This window comes from Bacteroides sp. 4_1_36 (assembly GCF_003466325.1).
GTDB lineage: Bacteria > Bacteroidota > Bacteroidia > Bacteroidales > Bacteroidaceae > Bacteroides > Bacteroides uniformis.
Map to the genome: position 1 here is coordinate 137,870 of NZ_QSOX01000007.1, position 25,720 is coordinate 163,589.

Below are 25,720 nucleotides of genomic sequence, written 5' to 3' on the forward strand. Positions count from 1 at the left end.
GCATTTACGAGACTTTCGGAGTTAAAAAAGCAAAAAGAAAGCAATTTAGAGAAAATAGAAGAAAAGTAACAGACAGATATTTGCGGCAATAACAGAGCCGAATCCCCCCAATATCCACGGCCGCAAAGGGCTTTTTCCACCGGCAAAGAATAACGCGTAGCACATGTTTACCGCTATATTGCTGACAATAGCCTGCATGCTGCAAGCCGTAATCACCAGCACCGCCACACTGCCCGTTCCTTGAAGCAGGTTCAGGATGAAAGGAGTAATGTCACTGAACCCCGAAATGAAAGAGAGCAAGTTCAGTCCACCCGTGCCGGCATACACCAGCGTATAGTGGGTCAAGATAGTGAACACCACAAACAGCATGGCAAAAATCAGCGCTACCTTGAACTCCAACGGATTACTGCTGTCCTCGTCCTCCGTGGTCTGCGTGCCGTCGTCCACCCGTTTCCGCTTGGAATGCAGATACCATGCCACGGCAGCCGTTACCACCGACATTATCAGCAGGTAGGGATAAATGGCCAGTAGCGTCTCCCGGCTGAAAATACCTATCAATATCAAGAAACGGAGGAACATCATGCTGACCGCCAACAACATGGCCGCCACATATTCGGGAGCATCCTGCACAGAAGCCTTACGGCTCTTTCGCGCCAGTACGGAAATGGTAGCCGTGCTGCTGTACAAGCCTCCCACGATGCCCGAAACCAGAATGCCCGACTCATGGAAAACGTAACGCTTCAACAGATAAGAAAGGTAGGAAATGCCCGATACAACCACCGTGGCCAGCCAAATACTGTATGGCGTCAGGTTGATGCCGGGAATAAGATTCTCATTGGGCAGCATCGGCAGGATAATGCCGCTGATGGCAAGGAACTTGGCAAGCGTAATCATCTCGTCGTTCTTCATGCGCTGGGCCAGTTCCGTGAAGGTGTGTTTCAGCTCGGTGAAGAGCAGGACGGTCACTATGACCATGACGTAGAACCACGACGGCTGCGTGGCCACAATGGGAGCAATACAGTAGGTGATGAGTGCAATAATGATGGTGGTTACTCCGAACACATGGTACTGTGACTGCTTCACATAATAGTTCAGTCCGAGCAGCAGTCCCAGAATGGCTCCTCCTCCCATGAACAGACGATAGCCCGTAGGGTCGAGGATATAGAGCAGATAGCCCAGAATGCCTATAAAGGTGAAGGTGCGGTCGGTACCGAAAAGCGTAGTTTCCCCTTCGCGCTTCAAGCTGATTTTACGCTGTGAAAGCCCGATGAGTAAAGAGAATACAGTGACCAAAAGGAAGGTGACCAGTTCTCTTGGCAGGTAGTCGTAAAGTTTCTCCATGACGATTAAACAAGTACGGCACACAATTGGTTTGCTACCACGTGGTGAAAGGGTGTTTCATCAGTTGCGAGTTATAGTAGCGGACATCTCCCGTCACCTCCCGTCCGATGAATGCAGGTTTCACGAAAGGCTCGTCTTCCGAGGAGAGTTCCACCTCGGCCACAGTCAGTCCCTCATTCTCGCCATAGAATTCATCCACCTCAAAGACGTGCTGTCCGCTGCGCACCAGGTAACGGGTCTTGTCGATGATACCCGGTTCGCACAGCTTCAGCAATTCCCGCGCTTCGCACAGCGGAATTTCCTTTTCCCACTCGTAGCGGCTGGTTCCCGATTCATTGGATGCACCCTTGATGGTGAGAAATCCCCGTTCATCGCGGATGCGCACCCGTACTGTCCGTCCACGTACACTGCTGATGTATCCTTGTACGATACGGCTGTGTGCATACGCTTGTGGCTTGTATTCTCCCGTCACGAGGAATTTCCGTTCTATCTCCTGCGGCATGTCGTTTCCAGTGATTTTATCAGCCCCAGTAAGAGTAAGCCACAAACATGGCGATGACCAATACAATGGCTATTACTCCCATCGTCATCATCACTTTCTTGGCTTGTTGCTCTTCCTTCTGGCTGTGCATTGCTTTCTTTTTACTTTTTCCCATGGTGTGTTTTATAGTTTAAAGTTCAACGATGAACAAAGTAAGAAGAAATTCGGGAAGAATGCAAATGAAAGGGAGAAAATTTATTCGCCACTTCCTGCAAACTCCATCAGGTAAGCTTTGATAAAGCCGTCTATCTTTCCATCCATCACACCATTCACATCACTGGTCTGGAAGTTGGTACGGTGGTCCTTCACGCGGCGGTCGTCGAAGACGTAGCTACGAATCTGGCTACCCCATTCGATTTTCTTCTTACCGGCTTCCACCTTTGCCTGCTCGGCCATGCGGTGTTGGAGTTCCTTGTCGTAAAGCATGGAACGGAGAAGGCGGAGAGCGTTCTCGCGGTTCTTGGGCTGGTCTCGTGTCTCGGTATTTTCAATCAGGATTTCTTCCTCTTCGCCCGTATATGGATCCTTATACTGATAGCGCAGACGGACACCGGACTCTACCTTATTGACGTTCTGTCCACCGGCGCCACCACTTCGGAAGGTATCCCATGACATGCGGGCAGGTTCGATGTTCACCTCAATGGTATCATCTACCAAGGGAGTGACAAACACGGATGCAAAAGAAGTCATACGCTTGCCCTGGGCATTGTAGGGCGAAACACGCACCAAGCGGTGTACACCGTTCTCACCTTTCAGGTAGCCGTAGGCATAATCGCCGGAAATCTCGATGGTACAAGTCTTGATACCTGCCTCGTCTCCTTCCTGCAGGTTGGCGATGGTGGCCTTATAGCCGTGAGTCTCGGCATAGCGCAGATACATACGCATCAGCATGCTTGCCCAGTCCTGGCTCTCCGTACCACCGGCACCAGAGTTAATTTTCAGCACACAGTCCATCTGATCGGCTTCCTCGCGAAGCATATTCTTGAGTTCGAGGGCCTCGACAGCAGTGATTGCCTTGGCATAGGCATCGTCCACTTCCTCTTCAGTCACCAGTTCGTCTTTGTAAAAGTCGAAAGCCAGTTGTACCTCGTCAGTCAAGGTCTTTACCTCATTGTAGCCGGAAATCCATTGCTGCAAGCCTTTCACTTTCTTCATCTGAGCCTCGGCAGCCTTCTGGTCGTCCCAGAAACCGGGAGCCTGGGTGCGGAGCTGCTCTTCTTCCACCTGTATCTTCTTTCCTTCAATGTCCAGATAGCGATTCAACGCCTCGGTACGTTCTTTGATATCTTTCAGTTGTTCTGCGGTAATCATATATGCATTTACAATTTAGGAAGTGCAAAGGTATAAAAAAACACATAATTCCGCAATTGTCAATCCAATAAGTAATGCTAACGGCAAATGATTCCACCAGAACACCCTAAAGATTTATTCAAAAGACAAGGTGCCGAAAAAGGCCGGACAGTGGAACATGGGGCGTTCCAGCCCGATAGGACTCCAAGAAAGGAAGTGGGGAGTCTGGAGTTTGTCACCACACTTGTAGAAATTCCCTTTCATTGTTTTTCCGTCCAGAGAACCGACGGAATGCTGGAAGAAAACGGAAACGGGAATAACCATGGCCAGTTCCCATCTGCACTCGCCCAAACGTTCCTCGAAAGGTTCGCCGCCCAACGAGCTCCAACGTTTCACCATGCCCAGCACCTCCTGACTCGCCGTAGGACGGCGCTCATTGACTGCACCTCCCTGAATCAGCAGCCTGCCGGCGCAGTTACATTCGAAATTGTAATAGCGGTCGTCACCTTCGGGAGATACGAAGAATTCCACACAAGCATCTTCCCATACCCGGCCATTGTCTCCGGAGGCCACTGCACGCACACTGGCTTCCTTCACTTTGTAGTGGAGCAGGATTTCGCGCCCCGTATGGGCTATGCGGAAACTCACTTCCGGCTTGTAGGGATAATCTTTCCAGTTGACCACATCAAGGGGCTGAAACTCTATCCCGTTCCCGTCCAGCAAGGACGGCACAGCCCCACCTTCCGGTGAAGCCGTACACATTACTTTCCTTACGGGCAAACTCTTTCCACTCTGAGCATTGCAATAAACCATGCCTACCATCGAAAACACAAAGAGCAGAAAGAGTTTGCTCCCGTAATCTCTCACTATCATAAAACGTCCTTTCATTTCTTAGAAGAATCCTTGTCTGCCACTGTCACATCCCATCCGGAAACGACATCGCCGTAAAGATAGAACGTCACGTCAAAAGTAGTCTTGCTATTATTGTCTACCACCTGATAACAGCGCGTTGCGTCGTAGGAATCCACCTCCTTGTACTCGCCCAATGCCAGCGGAGCCGGCTCTTCCTTACCGGCAGCCGTGGCTATGATTTGCTGCATGCGTTCCTGCATCAGTTTCATAATGCCTTCGTGTTTGAACGGATCCGGTTCGGCCACCTTAGGATAGGTTGCCTTTATCACTCCACCGTTGGCGGCACGCACGGCTCTGACACTGTCCGTATAAGCCTTGAACTGCTTCTTCACCTCCGGAGAACGCAGACCGAGCATCGTAAACACGGCAATTCCCTGGGCGCCGTTGTTCAAGGCGGCATCCATGCACTCAAACATCATCGGCCCGTCCGTGGCGGTCATGCCACAATACAGCGTCGTCATGTCGTTCTTGTCGCGTGCATTCTCCACCGTACAGTCGGAAATGAAGCTGGCATCGCCCGTATAGAAAGTATGGTAAACCATCGGGAATACAATGTCAAGATTCCATTTGCCCCAGTCCTGACGTACCATGCGCGAGGACATCTTCGGAGTAGGGAACGGAGAGGCAGCCATTGTCTTGCCGTAGGAGTGTACCACTTCGGCAATCATATTGGCCACTTCGGTTATCTGGTCGCAACGGAACTGACGCCACTTCACATCAAGCGAAGGGTCTTCCTGTTCGCGAGGGTCATAACCATGCTGCTCCTTGAACTTCTTGAGCATTTCCGGATGATAGCCGTAATCCCATGCAGCGTATTCACGGTCCTGCACAATGCCGTAGCGAGGCCACAAGGTAGTAGGAAGCACCATATCCACAAAACGGTGGTAGTCGATGGCAATGCCGTTCAAACCTTCCACTTCGCAATAGGCCTTGATTTTCTCCTTGATGAACTCACGGACTTCGGGCAGTGCCGGGCAAAGGAATTTGTAATAGCCTACGTAGGCGGTAGTGTCTGCCAGGCTCTTGCCGTTACGGTTCACACTGAACCATTCGGGATGTTCTTTCAATATTTTGTCACGGTCGTGTTCCAGATTCATGGTCCATAGCCAGGCATACACTTCGATTCCGTGTTTATGGGCAATCGGTATGGCTACCCGGTAATCGTCGGGAGTCGGTGCATTCAGCATGATTCCGTCCATGCCGATGTCGTTCATCACTTGGCAAATGGAGTCGAAGTTCATACCGGGACGATAGTCCAGCCACGTCCAGAACATGGGATATTCTTTGTTTGTCTCTTTAGTTCCCTGCTGGCACGAAAACAGGCCCAGCGCCAGGAACAGCAATAAGAATGCAGGTAAAAAGTTCTTTTTCATTCTATCTAAATTTTAAGTTTAACGTGCAGTTTTTCCATCACCCAGGTAACGCCGATTACCACAAAGGCAAAGCAGAGGCAATTGACCAGTCCCATGAATCCATGCGTAAACCAGTCCGGCAGGATAACACCGGTCACATCGGCGAATCCATAAAAGACATAAGGCACCAGATAGGTAGTCAGCGTAGCCGTTCCGGCAGGGCGTATCAGATTGAACCAGCCCGTGACCTGATGACTGACCAAGCAGCCAAGCACCGTATAGAGTGCCACGGAAATGGCAGTTACATAGAACACCCAGGGAGGAGTGCCGCCTATCTTGGCTACAATCCAAAAATGATGCGCCCCTATCCCGGCCAACAGAAGCAGGACAGCAGCCGTCAGCCCGTTGCGAAGTTTCCAACCGTCACCCTTGTCGGCATAGCGGGCACTGAGAATGGAAAGGATGATACCTCCCATTGTAAATGCGGGCAAAGCTCCGTTGCCGATGTGCAGGATGCCCAGCATACCTTGATAGAAGTTACGTTCGGGAAAGGTAAGAATGGCCTCGCCGCCAAAGCTTTCGCGCAAAGGCGTGCCCAACAGACATATCAGAATGAAGACTCCCCAGATGGGCAGCAGATACTTCAACCGGTCACGGCTGAAGAAATAAATCACGGCACATACCAGATAAGTCCAGCCGATGGATCCCAATATTCCCCAATAAGCCCCGAATACACCTTCCTGCGGATTGCGGAAGGTAAAGGCAAGGTAGAGAAGAACCAATACGCCGATTATCTTGAAAGCACGGAAAAGGTTCTTCTGAGTACCGGAAGCCGGTTTCGGATATTGGTTCCACACGCCGATAAAGCCTATGGCCATCAAGAACCAGTATACCCCTATCGGATAGGGAGCTTCCGGTGAAAGCCGGAACTCCGAGTTTGTGATGAATGCCCCCATCACCAGCAAAGCAAAGGTGCGGGAAAGGATATGTCCTAAGGTGGATTCTGCCGAAAAGCCTTTGGCATATCTGCGTTCGATGGCGTATGGTATGGACATTCCCACTGCAAACAAGAAGCAGGGGAATACAATATCCGCCAGTCCCATAAAGTCTTCACCATAAACGGCATGTTCCAGCCAATGGGGTACGTCATGCACTTTCCAGAAGTCATTGACGAAAATCATGGTGAACATGGTCAACGCCCTCAGCATGTCAATGGCCGGATTGCGCCGTGAATAAACAGTCTTGTCACTCATATCATCTTGCTTTAGAATTCGGAAACCAACATCAGCCATCTGGCAGCCGAAGAGCCCCAGACTTCCTTATAAGTAGCCGTATTGAACTGCGGCCAGTAGGGAGCATCTTCATTGAAATAAGACTGCATACCTACGGGTATCTCTCCTACCGTTTCTCCGGGCAGTGCCGTATAGAGCTGCGGATAGTTGCTGCCCTCCCCATAAATCATGGACTGTCCGAAAGGATTCCTGCCTACAACCCAGAAGAGCTGCTGTTCGGCAATGTCTTTCAGTTCCTTGTCCTTCAACACTCTGGCGCAAATGGCTGCGGCTTTTCCGGTAGACAAATGTACGGCAATATTTCCTTTGAACGAGAACCAGACGGGGAATATACGCAAGTAATGCTCCTTATCCAGACGGATACCGTTCTCGAGCTGTTCTTTGAAATCCTTCGCAGCACCACTGCGAATGCCTACCTGGACGGCGTAGAAGTTGACGGAGTCCTTCACTTCATCCTTGTGATAGATGCCGCTGGGCACCATTCCATAAGGATATACATACTTCATGATGTTCTTCAGATAACCGCCATAGAGTTTCATGGCACGAATCCACTGCTCATACTCGGCATGACGGGGCTGCGTTTCGCAGAGGGCGGCAAGGGCTTCCATGTAGGCATAATCGCGAGACTGATGAGTATAGTGTACAATGGACTTCTTTGCCAAATCGCGATAGAAGAAGCCGCAGGTCTTGTCTTTGTCTTTCAACGGTTCGGTGCGCTGGCACTGCAAGGTGTAGCGGATGGCTTTTACAGCCTCATCGGCATACTGCTGTTCGCCGGTCAGCTTATAGAGCATGCTGGCCGCCCATGAGATGTTGGCGTGATACTGGCTCTCGGATGCCATGGCGGCATGTCCCCCACCCTTCTTTATCAGCTCGGCAAAGCCAAGTTCGTTGAAGCGCTTCATGGCATAGCCGAAGTCTTCCTTTGCAATCTTCTTCAGATTACCCTTAAGCGACTCGTCATTTTCAATCCTCATGGAGGCATACGCTTCAATTCCTGCAAGCAGGAAATTCTCCAAAGCTCCGTTATGGACAAGCAGTTCGCGGCGACCGGCATCATCGTCGGTGCCCACCTTACCGTCGGTCCATAGGTTGGTGCCCCATGTCTGTGCACGGTAGCCATCGCCCAGACGGGTCTTCATCACATAGTCCATTCCCCACAAAGCCTCTTCCATCAGGCGGTTGTACAAGTCTATATTGCCTTTTTCTTTGGCACGTTCGGCCATCAAGAGCAAGGAATAGGCTATCTCTCCCGTCTGTAAGGTCTGTTGGGACATATCGGCGGCATCGTGCCATCCTCCGTTTATATGAATGATATGTCCGTTGTAAGTGGCATGCAGGTCATTATGACAAGCCCCGTGCTTTCCGGGAACGGGATAACCGCAACGCTCGCAGAACAGGAAGTTCACCATACGCCAGGCAGAATCATCCCACACATCCTGATGGATATAGAAAGGCAAGGTGGTGACATCCCCTACCTGAATGACGTAACGGCCTTGTGTCTTGAAGTCCGAGAAGTCTATTGTCTCGAACTCTCCCAGGCCGGTCTTTTCCTTACGAACGGGACCGGTATAAACAATGGCCTGCGTAGCGGCATCCTTCAACTGGAACTGTCCGCCGTGCTTTTCCACATTGACAATGGCGCTTTTGGGGCTCTCTATACTATAACCGGTAGTAGAGAAGATGATGCGATTCTGTGCAGGCATCCAGCCTTTCACGGTTTCCGGGTTCTCCACCTTCTGAAGTTCCACGGCATCTACATCGAAGCGAAGGAAGTCGCCCATAGTACGTTCTTTGCCGAACACTTCGATGGCAAATGAAATCTTGGTTACCTTGTCGCGCGCCAGTCCGGACATCTCGACGAAGCATTCGTTCCATTGGTTATTTTTCAGATTGATTTCGTGGTAGCCTTCCCGACCGTAAATGTCGGGTACTTTTATTTCTCCGTCATTCTCCACATAAAGGTTGAGGTAGATGCTGCGTGCTCCTTCGCACGTGGGATAGATATAGAACTTCAGGCGGTTGTAACCTTCCCAGTTCACACCTCCTATATCATAAGAGGCCATGCAAGTGCCGCGTCCCAAACCCCAGCCAAGAATCTTCTCCGGATGGGCGGGAGCTTCCAGACGCAGACTGTGCTTGCCGGACTTGCTCCGTTCGTCAGTCAAACCAATCTTACCGATGCCCTTATGCGACCATTTGGAGAAATCCTCCATATCACACAGCATCACGGTTTCCAACACTTTCTTTTTCAAGCCGAATGTTTCGAAAGCCTTTGTCTCGTCGAGCGGTAACGGACTGTGCACGTAGCCCGTGCTGACGATGTCGGCTTTCAACTTTTCATCTACCTGGGCATGAAGCAAAACGCAGCAACCGATAACTAAATCAAAAAGCAAAAAGATAAGTTTTATTACATTCTTCATCATATTATAATTATTAAGTTATAAGGTGATTAAAGCATAAAGGAGAAGAAAATTAGTACAAATATATGAGGAACTATGCCTAATCTCAATTTTCAACAAGTCTTTGAATAGTTGTTTGAGTGGCATACTCTCTACTAATACAATAAGTTTCTCCATATACAGTAGTAACATATGCCCTAAGTTCAGAAGTTACAGGACTACCAAAAATAACTTTAGCAGCATCTCCTTCGGAAGCAAGCAAAAACATGCCTGTAGTCCCCCATTCATATTTCAGAATAGGGTGATTGCCGACAACACGTACCATATACACGTCAACTCCAAAGCGCTTTACCTCTGTTGGGTAATTAACAAAATCTCCTTCAAAAAATCGAGGATACAAATAACTTATCGCTGATTTATCTCCCTCACTAAACCCAGACCATTGATATTCGGCAGTTCCTCCATTCATCACAGAATAGGGATCTGAATCAAAAGTTCCAGTAATACCATTGGCCACAGATTCACCCAATGATTTCCAATTTGTATGCCTTAGTCCGAAGCAATGTCCCAACTCATGTACCATATTATATATCTTCTGAAGTCTTGGAATGGTTTTGTTATAATCATAATCCAAATTTATCCAAATAGAGGAACCTGGTTTTCCATTCATAGGCCAAGAGCCTGCCGCAATAGTATTGTTCGGTAAAGGAGCGCTAGCATCACTACGGATGAGTATATCCGGATTGGCAGCTGTAGTATAAGTCATTTTAAGGTTACTAAGAGGATTCCACAGATTGATGGCTTCCTGTATTTCATCTCGCCAATCATCCACACCTGATGCAGGTATCGAGCTATCAACACCAACGGTAATTGCTCTTTGTTTGGGGTGACCAATTAAACCGGTAGTATGATAAGCCTGCCTTGTTTGTGGTTGACTATAAGTGACAAGTTTACTTTTTTCAAGGTATATATCACCTTGAATAAGATAACCTGACTTCAACTCTACCACATCTAAAGTATCGAATCCAAGTGATTGGATTATACACATACCATCTTCTATTGAAACGCTTTGCTGTTCTTCTTGTTCTTCAAAGTCAACAGTTTCCAACTCATTATAACAAGCGCTCATAAACATTAAAAACATAGAATAGCATAATATAAACAAGCCATTCACGAGATATTTTGAATTCATAATAATCAATTATTATATTAAACAAAAAATACATAAAGGGAAATATGAAATATGTTTTTCATACTTCCCCTTAAAAAAACATGCTTCAAAAAGTCCTCATCACTTAATCTCTATGATAATAATGCGGATTAGAAGTTCGGTTTATCTACATCCCAGAAGATGCGAGTACCGCCATTGTCCGGTCCGCCCAACATTTCGACGGCTTTGGCATAACCGGTAGGATTATTGCCTTTTTCATTGATGGTGAAGGGTAAACGGCGTGGGCCAAGATCTGTATCAATCTCACCTTGACTGTAGTTCACCATTACCGGGAATAATTTGGGATAACCAGTGCGACGTATCTCAGCCCAGCCATTCATACCTTCAGGATAAATAGCAATCCAGCGTTGTGTGGCAATCTTAGCAAATTTTTCCTCGTTACTCAAAGACTCGTCCCATTTAGCAGTCACCTTGCTCTGGCCTTCAATGCTGGCAGCGGGAATAACGGGGTCTACATACGCTGCAGCAGTAGTCGTACTGCTTAAATAATCGCCCACAGCGGCTCCCCATTGTTCGAACGATGTCCGTATACCCTTTTCATACAAGCTCTGAGCGGTGCCCTTACCATTTACATCCCAACCACGCAAAGCAGCTTCGGCTTCCAACAAAATGGTTTCGGCAGCAGTTGCCAAAATAGCAGGAGAGGTTTCTGTCAAGTTGGGTCGACTTACAATCGCCTTATAGGCATCCGAAAACCCTTCTTCTTCCAGTCCTTTAATACCAAGACGAATACCAAAATATTCACTCTTGCTGTTCTGTGTAGCATACTTATCAAGACGCGCATCGCCCATACCAGACAAGATAGAAGGAATATTAGCGCCTAAAACACCATCTCCATAGTTGAATGCAATACCGTAAAGCGGATTGACATAACCGTTTCCTGCAATGCCGAAATTAGCATCATTGGTTTCAATCAATCCATTACTATCGTTCATGGCAGCTTCCGCCTCACTTTTTGCCCAAGCAGCATCATACTTCACAATACGCATGGCCAAACGCAAACGAATGGTGTTACACAACTGCGCCCATTTGTTCAAGTTACCTCCATAGGCATAATCAAACATCATAAACGAAGCCACATCCTTTTCTTTAGCAGTACGCAGCACGTCTGCAGCTTCTTTCAATTCTTCAAAGAATTTTTTATAAGCATCCTGTCCTGAATCATACTCACCACCAGTAGCCGATTCGCCATAGTGAGAATAGATAATACATCCGTATTGGTCGGCAAGACGCGACATAGCTATTACGCGGCAGATGGTATTGATAGCCTCGAAATGGGCATACGTCTCCATATCGTCTTTGCACTTGTTGGTGATTTTCAAGCTTTCCACCATTACGTTTCTATAAGCATAATCCCAACAGTTGTCATTCCATCCTGCATTCATGGCATAGGTCACATTACTTACATTGCCGGCAAATGCAGTAGCCGTACTGATATAGCCTGACCACAAATCGGCATTCAAATTTTGAATAAGCTGATATTCCCATACATTGACACCTGCATTTTTATTATAATAGATAGACTGCATCATGGGAATGAAGTGCATACCAATGTAGTTGTTATCTTGTTTTAGTTCTTCATCGCTCACTCCCTTCGGATTAGTGTTCATATCCTCGAACGCTCCCGTACATGCCGAGAATAAGGTAGCTGCCAGCAGCGCTACAGCTGTAAGTCTAAATATATTTTTCATAATCATATCTACTGTTTAAAAATTAACTTTCAAGTTGAACCCAATCGAACGGTTGGTAGGCATACCAAACACATCAACTCCTTGCAGACGGTTGCTGGTAGAAAGCATGCCATCAGGATCATATGGAGCATTGTTCTTGAAGAAGAACAGGTTGCGGCCTACAAGTGAAACCTGTGCGTTCTTAATGACACCAGTCTTTGCCAACCAAGCCTGAGGCAGACTATAGCCAATGGAAAGTTCGCGCAAACGTATGTTGGTAGCACTGTACATATAATGCTCGGTCACACCCGCACGGCCACCAACCTGATTATAGAAGCCTTCCACATCTGTAATTTGACGGCCTTCCAGCATCACGTAACCACGGTCACGAGCATCACCCGTTGCCTTGCTTACTCCCTGCTGATCGAGGTCGGCTTCCGTCAAAGACATCACTTCACCTCCAAAACGTCCATCAATCAAGAAGTAAAGAGAGAAGTCCTTCCACGTGATTGTATTGCTCCACCCCAAGTTAAAATCAGGAGTAGAATTACCCAGTTTCACCGGATTTGTCTTGTCCACCAATGGAAGTCTATCACTATCTTTTTGTCCTTCTTTTGCAGGTTCATACTGAATATTGCCTTTTTCGTCACGTACAAAAGTAGTACCGTAAATGTCACCAAACGAACCACCTACTTCTAAACGACTCCATACATTGTTACTTTCGCCACCGCTAAATGTAAAATAACCAAAGTCATCACCAGCCAGTGCCTTTGCTTCGTTCTTATTGGTTGCAAAGTTAACACCGGTTTTCCAGCGGAAATCCTTAGTCATGACAGGAGTTCCATTCAACATAACTTCGACACCGGTATTCTGAATATCACCGGCATTGATGTAATATCGGGCGTATTGTGAACCTGACGGAGCATCCAACGTAAAGAGTTGATTCTTTGTATTAGTCTTATAATAAGTGAAGTCGAACTCCAAGCGGCTATTGAAAAAGCGCCACTCAGTACCAAACTCAATGGAAGTAGTCATTTCCGGTTTCAGTTCTGCAAACGGAGCTGTACTGTTGAAATTGATGCTACCACTCTTTGTAATGGAGTTGAGAGGATTTGAAGTATAAGTATTCAAACCGTTACCCACCTTCGACCATGCACCGCGAATCTTACCTAAATCAATCCAAGAAGGTAATTTCAATGTTTCGTTCAGCAACCATGTCACACCTACTGACGGATAGAAAAAGCCTTTGTTTTTGTATTTGGTAAATGCCAATGTTGAAGTCCAGTCGTTACGTGCTGTCACGTCCACATAAATCTGATCTTTGAAGCCTACCTGACCGGTGAAGAACACACTCTGGCTTTGAGTATGGGTTTTCCAATCGGTCAATGAGCCCTTGTTCAAGGAGCAGTTCTGCATAGTGAATACGTTGGGCACAGAGAGTATACCCGGATAGGAATCGAAACCTGTACCGTTTCCTGTATAATCGTTGATGCTGGCACCTACCGAAGCATTGACACTGAAGTTAGTGAATTGCTGTTGATAAGTAAACAAAACATCCCCATAAGAAGAAAGGCTACTTGATTCACCGTAGATGTAACGACCGTTAGTTCCTGTTCCAGCCGGATTCATACCACACAACACCGGGCTGGTACCTGCATACATACGTGTATTGTTCTTGTCTACAACATAGTCGGCACTACCACGAGCCTGTATACTGAACAGGTCATTGAACTTATACTTCACACTCAGATTCAACAATGTACGATAACGGGTATCCTCATTCGGAACCTTATTAATCAACCAATAGGGATTCTGCTCCATATCAGTACCTTGAGATTTATACCAGTTCTGGTCCATTATGTTACGACCGGCATTAAGAATCTGATAATTATCTTTGTAGTAGTTAAAGTCCTTTCCACCTTCAACACCACCACGCGGGAAGTGATAAAGACCTACCAAAGGATTCATGTAATAACCTCCCGAAGTAGTACGGTTGTTCCCCCTTTGATACATCGCATTGATATTGGCATCAACAGTCAGTTTGTTATTGAGGAAGTTGGCAGTTTCGCGAAAATTGAAATTATGCTTCACCAAGCTATTACCTTCCACCACGCCCTTGCCGTAAGTATTAGCATAGGAAAAGTAAGTTTGCATAGCTTGCGAACCCATGCTCAACGAGAGCGAGTTGATAGTAGTGACACCTGTTTTGAAGAAATCGTCTGTATAGTCGGGACTACCTTTGATATCACTGCCCCAACTGGTTGACACACCCGTATAGTGATTCTGGAATTCGGGAATACCGTATGCAGCTATATCGAAAGTGGTGCTGGTATTGAAACTGATACTGGCGCGTCCTTCCTTGCCCTTCTTAGTGGTAATAATCACCACACCATTGGCAGCCGAACTACCGTAAAGTGCAGCTGCGGCAGGGCCTTTCAATATGTTCATGCTCTCAATATCATCGGGATTCAGATTGGAAATACCGTCGCCACGGTCGTAGTTACCACTGTCGTTGTCTCCGCCGATAGTAGTTGAGGTATTTTCGTTGGTAGATGAACCGAACGGTACACCGTCTATCACATACAACGGCTGGTTACTTCCGCTTACAGAACGGTTACCACGAATAATCACTTTAGAAGAACCTCCCAAACCGGAAGAACTCTTATTAATCTGCACACCTGCCGTCTTACCGGCCAATGCGTTCATCATATTGGGGTCTTTCACGCGTGCCAATTCATCACCGTTTACTACCTGAGTAGAGTAAGTCAGTGATTTTTCTTTCTTTGCGATACCCAATGCCGTTACCACCACTTCATCCAGCAGCTTGGCATCATTCTTTAATGTGACTCTTATCGTCCCCGGAGTGATGGGAACTTCTTGTGTTATCATACCTACGAAAGACACTTGCAGGATTTTCGCACCTGCGGGCGCATCTGTAATAGTGAATTTGCCGTCTAAATCCGTTACGGCTCCGGTAGTGCTTCCTTTTACCAATACGGAAGCTCCGATAATCGGTTCATTGTCCTCAGCTGAAATAACGATACCGGTAATGGGGGAATTTTGGGCTGCTACCCAACCGATGGCTGCCAGCAGGCAAACCAAGGTCAGCATAATTCTTTTTTTCATAAGCTGTTTTTCGGAAAATAAATATTAGATTAAATGTGTGTTAAGTTAATAAACAGATTCTGATGGGGTCTGTCTTTCCGATTGACAAGCAGGGTTGAATGTCAATCTCATTTGTTTCTTTTTGTATGCTACATAGGCTATTAGAATGTTACGGTTAATACTCGAGCTTATTAAAATGTCTCTTATTCTGCAGATTTCTTTTTAAGCTTCGTATATAAAACCGGGTAGAGAACCGCAACCCTATCGAGAAACAGAAGTTTCTTTGCTAATAAAAGTTAATCGGGTTCGGAAGAAGAAGGAAAAACTAATACGATTTTCTTAATGTTGCCCTCACCGCCCTCACTCACTTCCCGAACCGCCCTGTTCATCGGCATTACATGGGTGAGTGAGGGCAAATAAAAAGGGTGAGGGCAAATTTTGCCCTCACCGGTGTTCGGTCTGTCCCGTTCCCTTGCTTTCTCTTGTCTCGTCCCCTTCTTTCTCTTGTTGTGTCCGCTTCTTTGTCTTATAGAGGCTTTGAGTTTCTGAGCGGCTCACTATAGTGGTCTGACTCGTTCACTATAGTGAATGGAGTTGTTCACCATAGTGAGCTGATTTGTTCACCCGAGTGAGCCGACAATGAACAAAGGCTGTTTCGGGGACAGACACCAAGCGTTTGAGGGATAAAGCAACGGGGAAAGACGGACTGAACAAGGGGAGCGTTCCGGACTACGTGCTTGAATCCCGTGACAGATGACAGACGGTTCTTCCCCTTTATCTTTGAAGAAGCTGTTTTGAAATGATAAATCCCCATTTATCTACCAGGCTGTTTTTTAAGCCTAACTAACGTGCACATACTCGAGAGTCCTATCTGCCAAGGGCAAGTCCATACATAAAACAAACCGTCCGGCCCGGAATGAAAATAATTCACTCCAAGTCGGACGGTTCAAAAACAAACAAATGGAAATCTATTCCTCGTACATCTTGTCAATCAGCCCCTTGTAGTTCTTTGCCACTACAGAGCGTTTCAGCTTCAGCGTGTTCGTCAGCTCGCCACGCTCCATGCTGAACGGTTCGGTCAGGAGCGTGAAGCGCTTCACTTGCTCATAATGGGCAAATTGCTGCTGCAAGGTATCGATACGGGCACGGAACAACGCCTGTATCTTGGGATGTTGCAGTAACTCATCCATATTGCTGTATGCAATGCCTTTCTCCTTGGCATAATCCTTCACAAAGCCATAAACGGGAACTATCAAAGCGGAAACAAACTTACGCTCATCGGCAATGACAGCAATCTGGTCAATGTAACGGTCAATAGCCAGCTTCGTTTCCAATGCCTGCGGCGAAATGTATTTTCCGTTGGAGGTCTTGAACAAGTCTTTGATACGCTCCGTCAGATACAGATGGCTATCCTTCAAATAACCGGCATCACCCGTGTGGAACCAACCGTCACGGTCGATGGCAGCAGCCGTTGCCTCCGGTTTCTTGTAGTAGCCGGTAGTGATAGTCTTACCACGAAGAAGTATCTCGTTGTTCTCGCCAATCTTCACCTCCACATCAGGCATCACCGTACCTACGGAACCAATCTCATAGCCTTCGTTGAGGAAGCAGGAAACGGTAGCCGTAGATTCCGTCAGACCATAGCCCACCACCATGTTTATACCTACAGAATGCACAAACTCGCAGATTTCATCGGGCACAGCAGCACCTGCCGTAGGAAAGAAATTACCGTTCTCAATACCTATCGTCTTCTTCAGCAGAGCATAAATGGTCTTTTCGTAGAACTTGTATTTCAGATGAAGCATCATCGGAGGAGTCTTTCCTTGGCGCAAATAATCAATGTTATGCGTCCTGCCCACCTTGATGGCATCCAACATCATCGCCTTACGCAGACCGGTTTCCTGGGAAATCTTCTCCTGCACACCGGCATAGACTTTCTCCCAAAAACGGGGTACACTGCACATCAGTGTAGGGCGTATCTCTTTAATAGTAGTTTGGATATCTTGTGGACGGAGATTGATGCAGACCTGCACTCCCCGATGTATACAAAGGTAGGTCCATGCCTTTTCGAATACATGGGTCAGCGGAAGGAAGTTCATGGAAACATCCTGGTCTGTCATGAAAGGCAATCGGATATCATGAATGCGGAAAGCCTCTCTATAATTGAAATGATGGAGCATGACACCTTTCGGCTCACCGGTAGTACCGGAAGTATAAAGGATATTGGCGAGGTCATCATCTGAGGCAGCTGCTGTACGTTCTTCTACAATGGCATTGTGCTGCAACTCTTCATCCATTGCCATAAATTCATCAAAATAGATGGAAGTCATGTCGCGCGGATCTTTCACCACAGCACGGTCGAAGATGATGAGCTGCTGCAGAGACTGGCAAAATCCGAACACGCTGAAAGCGGCATCGTACTGGAACTGCTCGCCTACAAACAGATAACGTATCTGTGCATCGTTGATGATATACTGTGCCTGGGCCGGTGAGCTGGTAGCATACAAAGGTATAGTCACCGCCCGGTTGGCGAATGCACCGAAATCAGTAAAGAGACATTCGGGTTTATTCTGCGAGAAGATACCGATATTCTCTTGTGGCTCTATTCCCAAAGCCACCATTGCATTGGCAGTCCGGCGTACAGTCTGTGAGAACTCTTTCCAAGAGATGGGTATCCATTGTGCAGTTTCATAGTCCCTGTATTTCAGGGCTATTTTGTCTCCATACTTCTCTGCCTGGCGATGCACCAGGACAGATAAATGATGATAAGTCATAACTTTTGATATTGGTAAATACGGTACAAAGGTAGTGGTTTCATTTGAAACTAATTTGATATTAGCGGGTAATTATTCAAACTTTACCTTTAAAGTATCCGACCATCCGTTAGCAAATTATCCACAAAAGATACTTTCTTTACCATTAAAACAATAGAAATATATTAAATATCTATATATTTGTGGTGATATACAAACTAAATCAAATTCAATGAACATGAAAAAAGTATTGCTTTTAATGGCTATGCTGACCATAGGTTTAGCAAGCATCAATGCTCAAGACAACCTCAGATGGGGAGCAACAGTCGGCATGAACTCCAGTAACTTCTCCATTACCGGTTTCGACAGTAAAATAGGCTTTCATGCTGGGGTAAAGGCTGAAGTAGGATTGCCTCAAATTTCAGAAGGAGTCTACCTCGATATGGGTGCATTACTTACGCTGAAAGGAGCCAAAATAGACGGAGGCTCTGCTGCTTCTATCAAGTTCAATCCCTACTACCTGGAAATTCCTGTACACATTGGCTATAAATATGCAGTGAATGAGAACTTTGCCATATTCGGCAATGCCGGTCCTTATTTAGCCATCGGTCTTTTTGGCAAAGCCAAGGCAGAAGGAGATATTCTTGACGAATATGAGTTTGATGATAACTCCACCAATGTATTCGGGGATGATGCCATGAAGCGTTTTGATTTCGGTCTCGGATTAAAAGCCGGAGTCGAATTCAGTCAGAAATATCAGATTTCCATCGGTTATGACTGGGGACTGGTAGAGAACATTAAAGATTCAGGCAACAAAAACCGCAACTTGATGATATCACTCAGTTGCTTCTTCTAAACAATATTGAAAAAACAGAAAGGACGTCGGTTTGGCGTCCTTTTCATTTTTTATCCGTAAGTTTGCGGCCAGATTATTTATTTACCGAATATGATTTACGATATACCGACTTTAACTTCCGAAGCAATCGGATTGCTCAAATCACTGATAGCCATTCCTTCCTTGAGCCGCGACGAGGAGAAGGCGGCAGATTATCTGCAGAACTATATCGAAATGCAAGGCATGGCAACAGGACGTAAAGGCAACAATGTATGGTGCCTCAGCCCGATGTTCGACTTAAAGAAACCGACCTTGCTGCTGAATTCCCATATCGACACCGTAAAACCCGTCAACGGGTGGCGGAAAGATCCTTTCAAACCAACGCTGGAAAGTAATGGAAAGCTCTACGGGCTGGGCAGCAACGATGCCGGAGCCAGTGTAGTCAGCCTGCTGCAAGTATTCCTGACATTGTGCCGCACCACTCAGGCCTACAATCTGATATATCTTGCCTCGTGTGAGGAGGAAGTATCAGGCAAGGGGGGAATAGAATGCGTATTGCCGGAACTCCCTCCCATACAGTTTGCCATTGTAGGCGAGCCGACAGAGATGCAACCTGCCATTGCAGAAAAAGGATTGATGGTGCTGGACGTAACTGCTACCGGAAAATCGGGACATGCAGCCCGAAACGAGGGAGATAATGCTATATATAAGGTATTGGATGATATTGCCTGGTTTCGTGATTACCGTTTCCCAAAAGAATCTTCCCTGCTGGGTCCCGTGAAGATGAGCGTAACCATGGTAAACGCCGGTACACAGCATAACGTCATTCCCGACCGTTGTACTTTTGTCGTAGACATTCGCAGCAACGAGTGTTATAGCAATCAGGAGCTATTCGATGAAATACAGAAACACATCACGTGTGAAGCCAAAGCCCGCTCCTTCCGGCTAAGCTCTTCACACGTAGCTCCGGAGCATCCGGTAGTGCAAAAGGCTATTGCCATGAAACGTACTCCTTTCGGCTCACCGACCTTGTCCGACCAGGCACTGATGCCATTCTCTTCTCTGAAGATGGGACCGGGGAAAAGTGCCCGTTCACACACTGCCGATGAATTTATCTTTGTCAAGGAGATAGAGGAGGCGATAGGGATGTATCTGGAGCTGCTGGAAGAAGTAAAAATTTAAATTATCATTATCTGTTCAGCCACGGCTCCGGATTCAGTTTTTCCTTCTCTTTCCTCAATTGGAAGTGTAGCACCGTACGACCATTGTCGGCCCCATCCGAGAAGATTTGTCCGAGAGTCTGTTTGGTGGTAACATCATCGCCCTGCTTCACCGAGGCCGATGACAAGTTGCAATAGACTGATATATAATTCCCGTGACGGACAAGGATATTGAACAGTCCGTTCAGTTTAAAGACAGCCGCCACTTTACCATTGAAGATGGCACGGGCTTGGGCACCCGGTTTCCCTTGTATATCGATGCCCTTATTGTCCAGCTTGACATTGCGCAAACCTTCCACAGAATACTGGCCGTAATGGCTGGTAATGATATACGCGCCGGTGATGGGCATCGGCAACTTACCGCGATTATTAGCAAAGTTCCCTGATAATTCACGGTCTGCCTTACTCATGGAGTAAGTTTCCAAAGGCTGTGCCTTCGGCTTTGCGGGCGTAGAGGCAGTTGCCGTTTTTTCGTTTTTTTCACCAGCCTTTTTACGTGCGGCTGCCTCACGGCGCGCTTCTTCTGCCGCACGCTTACGCGCTTTCTCTATTTCTTCCGCTATCAGACGGTCAATGCGTGCATTGAGCTGATTGGCTTCACGGCGTTTCTTATTCAGTTCGTTCTGTAAGCCCCGCTGTTTCTTTTTCAGATTGGCTACCAACAACTTTTGTTCCTTCTCCTGCGCTTCCAGCTTGACTTTCTCCTCTTCACGTTCTTTCAACAATCCTTCCTTGGCAACCTTCACTTGCTGAAGCTCAGTCTTCTTACGGTTCACCTGCTCCTGCTTTTTCAACACTTCCTCGCCTTGCAGGCGCTGATAAGTAGCATATTCACGTACATAGCGCATGCGTCGATAGGTCTGTGCCAGGCTCTTGGCAGAGAAAATGAACATCAGCTTCTCTTCAATGGAGCGGTTCTTATACAAATATTGAACGGACGATTCGTATTTCTTCTTCTTGTCCCTTAGGTCACGTTGCAGGCGGGTCAACTGACGTTCTAATGAAGACAACTCGCGCTCTATGGATTCCACATCATTATTGATAGTCAGAATATAGCGTTTGCGCTCTTCTATCTGTCCGGTCAGTGCAGCAAGACCGTTCAACTGGCTTCCCACATCCTTCTTGGTGGTTATCAACAGCGTTTCCGACTCTGCTATCTGTTTCTGCAAGGCACCACGCTTGCTTTCCAGTTCCTTAATCAGCTTGTTGGACTGGGCTAGGAGCGGAGAAACCGGCAAAAGGAGGAGAAAGAAGAGAAGGAGAAGCTTCATAAGTTATGAGTTATAAGTTATGAGGGATTATCTGACAATTATCAACTAATCAAAGGTCCATCAGCATTTCCAGCAGTTCTTCCAGCTCCACCTCTTTATATTTCTGTGAGAGCTGGGTAGGAGTCAGTGCAAAAGGCTTATCCGAGAAGTTGGAAAGTTCAATCTTTCCCTTTTCCAGAGAGGGTATCCCGAGTTCCTTGCCGGTAAGCACCTTCTTGCCATTGGGTTTGGAAGCAGCATAAAGCAGTTTCTCCAAATGGGCAAAATCCGCCTTCTTGGGCAGCACATCCTTCAGTTCCTTACGTGTTGCACGGACATAACGTTTTCCCATACGGTCTACCAACAGAATCTCATCCGGGGTGACTTCCATACGTGCCACCTCCGTACGAAGTATCGGCATCAGAAAGGAAATCTGCATGCATTCTTCCTTCTTCAACTTCATCGTACCGTTCACAGTAAGGGTGGCATCTTTATGGGGTACCGTCAGCTGCACTTTGGAGGAAAGGCAGGCAGATTCTCCGGACAGAGAACTTGAGTGACGCGAAGTCTTGCAACCGGCAAGCCCCACAGCCAGCAACAACAGCAAGGACAACAGGCGGCATATCCTTGCCATATCATTCAGCAGGTTTAGTTTCATCTGATATATATTTCTTTTTTTGTATTTTCTGTTTCAACGTATCAGAGCGATTGCCCTTATCCCAGGCTTGTTTCCAGTATTTCAAGGCACCTTCCGCATCGCCAGTCATGTAATAGATATCTCCGCAATGTTCCAAGACCACGTCACTGCTATCTTTATCATTCTTTATCGCCTCATCTATGTAGAGACGCGCCTCGGCATAATTACCTTTAACAAACAATATCCATGCATATGTATCGAGATAGGTGGAATTGTTCGGCTCGGCTTTCACTGTCTTGTAGCTCATCTCTTCCGCCTTGTCCAAGTCGCGGCGCTCCACGGAAAGATAATATGCGTAGTTATTCAAGGCACCGATGTTTGAAGGATTGTACACCAAAGCGGAATCATAAGCCGCATAAGCTTCCGCATGCAGATTCTTGGTGTGATAAGCATCACCGATAATGGCATAAAAATCTGATACGACCTCCTTCTTGCTGTCGTCCTTGACGTGCGACAAAGCCTTTTGACAGATGGCAAGGGCATCATCCGTCCGTTCCGCCTGGTTGTAGGCAATGGCCAGATAGAAATAGAACTCCAACATATCGGGATTGGACTCCACACCGGCTTCGCACAAATTCATTATTTCCTTGTAATCCTCCTGGCGCACAGCTTCCCCCAGCAATGTCATACGAGCCGCTGTGTTGGTAGGGTCTATCGCCAGAACCTGGCGCAGAACCGGCCCTGCCTCCTTGTTCATTCCTTTGGAAAGAAGATATTGGGCATACAGCAAAGGTAATTGCGCCTCATCGGGCTCCTGCTCCATGATGCGGTTGAAGAGCGTAATGACACGTGTACTGTCCTTGCCTGCCTGCTCGTTCTGCACGATGAACTGCCGCATCACATTCAGTTTGGTGTCCGAAGCCACTTTCTTGTTCAGCAACAGCGTGTCCAATTGCTGTTCATACAGCTCCTTCTGTCCGGTCTCTTCGTAGTAAGAAGCCAATGAGTACATGGCCATTGCATTGTCCGGCTCTTCGGCCAGCACCTTCTTGTAAATCTCATAAGCTTCCTGCTTTTTCCCGTTCTGCATATAGACATCCCCCAGCACAACCTGATAGCGCATATCGTTGGGATACTCTTCTACCAGACTTTCTATTTCATGAAAGGCGCTCTTGTCGTCCTTCTTTTGCAGATAGATGCGGAACTTCTCCATACTGAGCTGTTCATTCTTGCCCATCCGTTCCTCGAGCTTGTTCAGTATACCGATAACTTTGTCATACTCTTCCTGGCGGTTGTAAATCTCCAGCAAGTTGTATAGCGGGTCCAGCTTATCCGAGAAACGTACCGCCATATTTTCCAACAAGGCAGCGGCTCTCTCCGTTTCGTTTTGCTGCATATACAGATTGGCAAGTCCCTGGGCATACCAGTAATTATGGGGAGCATTCTCCACCGCCTTTTCCAAGGCGGCTTGTCCCAACGGCACCTGCTTGAGGTACATATAATACTGGGCCATCTCATACAAAGCCGATGATGCGTTCGGGTTTATCGTCAGGCAATGTTGCAGGACATCGAAAGCCGCATCATAGTCTTTTTGGACTTTCAGACGGGCGGCTTCAAGAAAGAAGTAGTCGTAACGGCGCTGCTGTTCGGGGGTAAGCTCCTTTACGAGCGAAACGTCGGCTTTCTTCGACTTCTTCCGTTTCTTCAATTCCTTCCGTGCCTTTTCAGACCGACCGTACCCGCTCATTTTCTCCTTTGAAGCTTGAACGTTGGCAGCCTGCACTCCGTACGTAGTAAAGCAGAAGGTACCTATCAACAACGCAAGTATTATTTTTACTCTGATTCTCATCTATTTAATTATAAATTCTTAACCCGTAAAACGGAACAATATCCATTCATTTTTTACCCGTATGCCCGAAACCTCCGGCACCGCGCTCCGTCTCATCCAGCACTTCCACTTCCTGCCAAAGAGCTTGTTCGTGACGCGCTATCACCATTTGTGCAATCCTCTCCCCATCTTCGATGACGAAGGTTTCTGCAGAAAGGTTGACGAGAATAATACAAACCTCACCACGGTAATCGGCATCAATCGTTCCAGGGGAGTTCAGCACGGTAATCCCCTTCTTAATGGCCAATCCACTACGCGGACGCACTTGCGCCTCAAATCCTTCCGGAAGAGCGATATAAAGGCCCGTAGGCACCAGACACCGCTGCATCGGAGCCAGCGAAATAGGTTCGTTAAGGTTTGCACGGATATCCATTCCTGCAGACAGCTCAGTGGCATAAGCCGGAAGCGGATGCTTTGATTTATTGATGATTTGTACGTTCAACATGATGTTATTTACGATTTGACGATTTACTATTTACGATTGGGGCTACTTCTATTCTTACAATTCGAGTAATTCAAGTTTCGCAATTCATCTTCCTTTTACTATAAACTTGGGCGAAAATACGGCTTTTTATACAAAATAGTGATACATTTGCAGTTAAATAATAGTAACTTCAATCGTAAATAGTAAATCGTCAAATCTCAAATAACATCATGATGAATTGGAATACGCTCATATCTGCCAAACGCTTCGGACTGGAAGAGTTTCACCAGGAACGCCATGAAAACCGCTCGGAATTCCAACGTGACTATGACCGCCTTGTCTTCTCTGCTCCCTTCCGCCGTCTGCAGAACAAAACCCAGGTATTCCCTCTTCCCGGTAGTGTATTCGTCCACAACCGATTGACACACAGCTTGGAAGTATCATGTGTAGGCCGCTCACTAGGCAACGATGTATCGAAAGCTCTCATTGCCCGCCGTCCGGAACTGCAAGACAGCTACCTCACCGAAATAGGCTCCATCGTTTCCGCCGCCTGCCTGGCACACGACTTGGGAAATCCTCCTTTCGGACATTCGGGAGAACGAGCTATTTCCACCTTTTTTTCTGAAGGAAAAGGAATGTCCCTGAAGGGCCAACTGACACCTTCCCAATGGGAGGACCTTACCCACTTTGAAGGGAATGCAAATGCGTTCCGCCTGCTTACCCACCAGTTTGAGGGAAGGCGACAGGGAGGATTTGTACTCACCTACTCCACCTTGGCAAGCATCGTGAAATATCCCTTTTCATCGAGTCTTGCAGGCAAAAAGTCAAAATTCGGTTTCTTCATCACAGAGGAAGAAAGTTTTCGCCGCATAGCAGAAGAGTTGGGTATGGAGAAGCAGAACGATGCCCCGTTGAAATATGCCCGCCACCCGCTGGTCTATCTGGTGGAAGCCGCCGATGACATCTGCTACCAGATGATGGATATTGAGGATGCTCACAAACTGAAAATTCTGACTACACAAGAAACCAAAGAGTTGCTTCTTTCTTATTTCTCGAAAGAGCGCCAAGCACACCGGCTCAAAACGATGGAGATAGTAAGTGACACCAATGAACAAATAGCCTATCTGCGTTCCAGCGTTATCGGACTGCTTATCGGCGAATGCGTGCAAGCCTTTGTAGACAATGAAGAAAAGATTCTGAAAGGAGAATTTGAAGGAAGCCTCATCAACCATATATCCGAGGTACCAGCCAATGCCTACAAGCACTGTGCAGACATCTCCCTGAAGAGGATTTACCGTTCACGCGATGTACTGGACATTGAACTTGCCGGTTTCCGCATCATCAGTACCCTGCTCGAACTGATGATTGACGCCGTGCGTTCTCCGGAAAAGGCATATTCGCAACTGCTCATCAATCGCGTATCGGGCCAGTACAACATAAAAGCGCCTGCACTCTACGAAAGAATACAGGCGGTATTGGATTACATCTCCGGAATGACGGATGTATTTGCACTCGATTTATATAGGAAAATAAACGGGAATAGCTTGCCAGCGGTATAACAGACGACAAACATTCCT

General features: G+C 47.0%; 19 protein-coding genes. 3 read left to right on the top strand and 16 right to left on the bottom strand.

Translation table 11 applies throughout. The features are described 5' to 3' along the window. Positions 1-45: 45 nt before the first annotated feature. The 12 genes from DXD65_RS09130 to DXD65_RS09180 all read right to left on the bottom strand — a co-directional run bounded on the left by DXD65_RS09130 (position 46) and on the right by DXD65_RS09180 (position 17,910). Complete coding sequence (locus DXD65_RS09130; RefSeq protein ID WP_005830344.1) at positions 46-1,341, bottom strand: MgtC/SapB family protein; 1,296 nt, start codon at positions 1,339-1,341, stop codon at positions 46-48. Between the two features lie 34 nt (positions 1,342-1,375). Further along, positions 1,376-1,843: a CYTH domain-containing protein gene (locus DXD65_RS09135; protein WP_005834595.1), complete on the bottom strand. Its 468-nt coding sequence runs from the start codon at positions 1,841-1,843 to the stop codon at positions 1,376-1,378. Between the two features lie 19 nt (positions 1,844-1,862). Then, complete coding sequence (locus tag DXD65_RS21475) at positions 1,863-1,997, bottom strand: hypothetical protein (protein WP_005830349.1); 135 nt, start codon at positions 1,995-1,997, stop codon at positions 1,863-1,865. An 80-nt stretch (positions 1,998-2,077) separates the two neighbouring features. Next, entirely contained in the window at positions 2,078-3,193 is a 1,116-nt protein-coding gene (gene prfB, locus DXD65_RS09140) for a peptide chain release factor 2 (RefSeq protein WP_005830350.1), read from the bottom strand. A gap of 114 nt (positions 3,194-3,307) precedes the next feature. Beyond that, positions 3,308-4,060 carry a carbohydrate-binding family 9-like protein gene (locus DXD65_RS09145; RefSeq protein ID WP_008662718.1) on the bottom strand — a complete coding sequence of 251 codons (753 nt, stop codon included), beginning with the start codon at positions 4,058-4,060 and terminating at the stop codon, positions 3,308-3,310. Next, complete coding sequence (locus DXD65_RS09150) at positions 4,057-5,457, bottom strand: family 10 glycosylhydrolase (protein ID WP_117887572.1); 1,401 nt, start codon at positions 5,455-5,457, stop codon at positions 4,057-4,059. Before DXD65_RS09150 ends, DXD65_RS09145 begins: the two co-directional genes overlap by 4 nt. 5 nt (positions 5,458-5,462) lie before the next feature. Beyond that, positions 5,463-6,689, bottom strand: coding sequence for a DUF5009 domain-containing protein (locus DXD65_RS09155; RefSeq protein ID WP_008662716.1), 1,227 nt, complete (start codon positions 6,687-6,689; stop codon positions 5,463-5,465). A gap of 11 nt (positions 6,690-6,700) precedes the next feature. Further along, positions 6,701-9,151 (bottom strand): glycoside hydrolase family 9 protein, encoded by a 2,451-nt coding sequence (locus tag DXD65_RS09160; RefSeq protein WP_057258726.1) that lies wholly within the window; start codon positions 9,149-9,151, stop codon positions 6,701-6,703. A gap of 85 nt (positions 9,152-9,236) precedes the next feature. Beyond that, a complete protein-coding gene (locus DXD65_RS09165; RefSeq protein ID WP_008662714.1) occupies positions 9,237-10,322 on the bottom strand; it encodes a M57 family metalloprotease in 1,086 nt (361 codons plus the stop codon). 128 nt (positions 10,323-10,450) lie between these two features. After that, positions 10,451-12,052, bottom strand: a complete 1,602-nt coding sequence (locus tag DXD65_RS09170; protein WP_005834583.1) for a SusD/RagB family nutrient-binding outer membrane lipoprotein — start codon at positions 12,050-12,052, stop codon at positions 10,451-10,453. 15 nt (positions 12,053-12,067) lie between these two features. Beyond that, a complete protein-coding gene (locus DXD65_RS09175; protein WP_005830357.1) occupies positions 12,068-15,157 on the bottom strand; it encodes a SusC/RagA family TonB-linked outer membrane protein in 3,090 nt (1,029 codons plus the stop codon). 947 nt (positions 15,158-16,104) lie between these two features. Continuing rightward, positions 16,105-17,910: an AMP-dependent synthetase/ligase gene (locus DXD65_RS09180; protein WP_057256311.1), complete on the bottom strand. Its 1,806-nt coding sequence runs from the start codon at positions 17,908-17,910 to the stop codon at positions 16,105-16,107. A 217-nt stretch (positions 17,911-18,127) separates the two neighbouring features. Between DXD65_RS09180 and DXD65_RS09185 the strand changes: the two genes are divergently transcribed. Next, a complete protein-coding gene (locus tag DXD65_RS09185; RefSeq protein WP_005834577.1) occupies positions 18,128-18,745 on the top strand; it encodes a porin family protein in 618 nt (205 codons plus the stop codon). Positions 18,746-18,835: 90 nt separating this feature from the next. Next, positions 18,836-19,906: a M20 family metallo-hydrolase gene (locus DXD65_RS09190; RefSeq protein WP_008662712.1), complete on the top strand. Its 1,071-nt coding sequence runs from the start codon at positions 18,836-18,838 to the stop codon at positions 19,904-19,906. 7 nt (positions 19,907-19,913) lie between these two features. On the opposite strand, the gene DXD65_RS09195 is transcribed toward DXD65_RS09190, so the two are convergent. The 4 genes from DXD65_RS09195 to dut are packed head-to-tail and all read right to left on the bottom strand — an operon-like array spanning position 19,914 to position 24,161. Next, entirely contained in the window at positions 19,914-21,215 is a 1,302-nt protein-coding gene (locus tag DXD65_RS09195) for a murein hydrolase activator EnvC family protein (protein WP_008662711.1), read from the bottom strand. 49 nt (positions 21,216-21,264) lie between these two features. After that, the gene (locus DXD65_RS09200) at positions 21,265-21,852 is read right to left on the bottom strand and encodes a DUF4292 domain-containing protein (protein ID WP_008662710.1); all 588 of its coding nucleotides are present in this window, start codon (positions 21,850-21,852) and stop codon (positions 21,265-21,267) included. After that, entirely contained in the window at positions 21,830-23,680 is a 1,851-nt protein-coding gene (locus DXD65_RS09205) for a tetratricopeptide repeat protein (protein ID WP_034529262.1), read from the bottom strand. The genes DXD65_RS09200 and DXD65_RS09205 overlap by 23 nt, the downstream gene beginning before the upstream one ends. A 46-nt stretch (positions 23,681-23,726) precedes the next feature. After that, the gene (gene dut, locus DXD65_RS09210; RefSeq protein ID WP_025831605.1) at positions 23,727-24,161 is read right to left on the bottom strand and encodes a dUTP diphosphatase; all 435 of its coding nucleotides are present in this window, start codon (positions 24,159-24,161) and stop codon (positions 23,727-23,729) included. Between the two features lie 212 nt (positions 24,162-24,373). Here dut and DXD65_RS09215 point away from each other — a divergent pair, with 212 nt between their 5' ends. After that, positions 24,374-25,702, top strand: a complete 1,329-nt coding sequence (locus DXD65_RS09215) for a deoxyguanosinetriphosphate triphosphohydrolase (protein WP_009037700.1) — start codon at positions 24,374-24,376, stop codon at positions 25,700-25,702. Positions 25,703-25,720 lie beyond the last annotated feature (18 nt).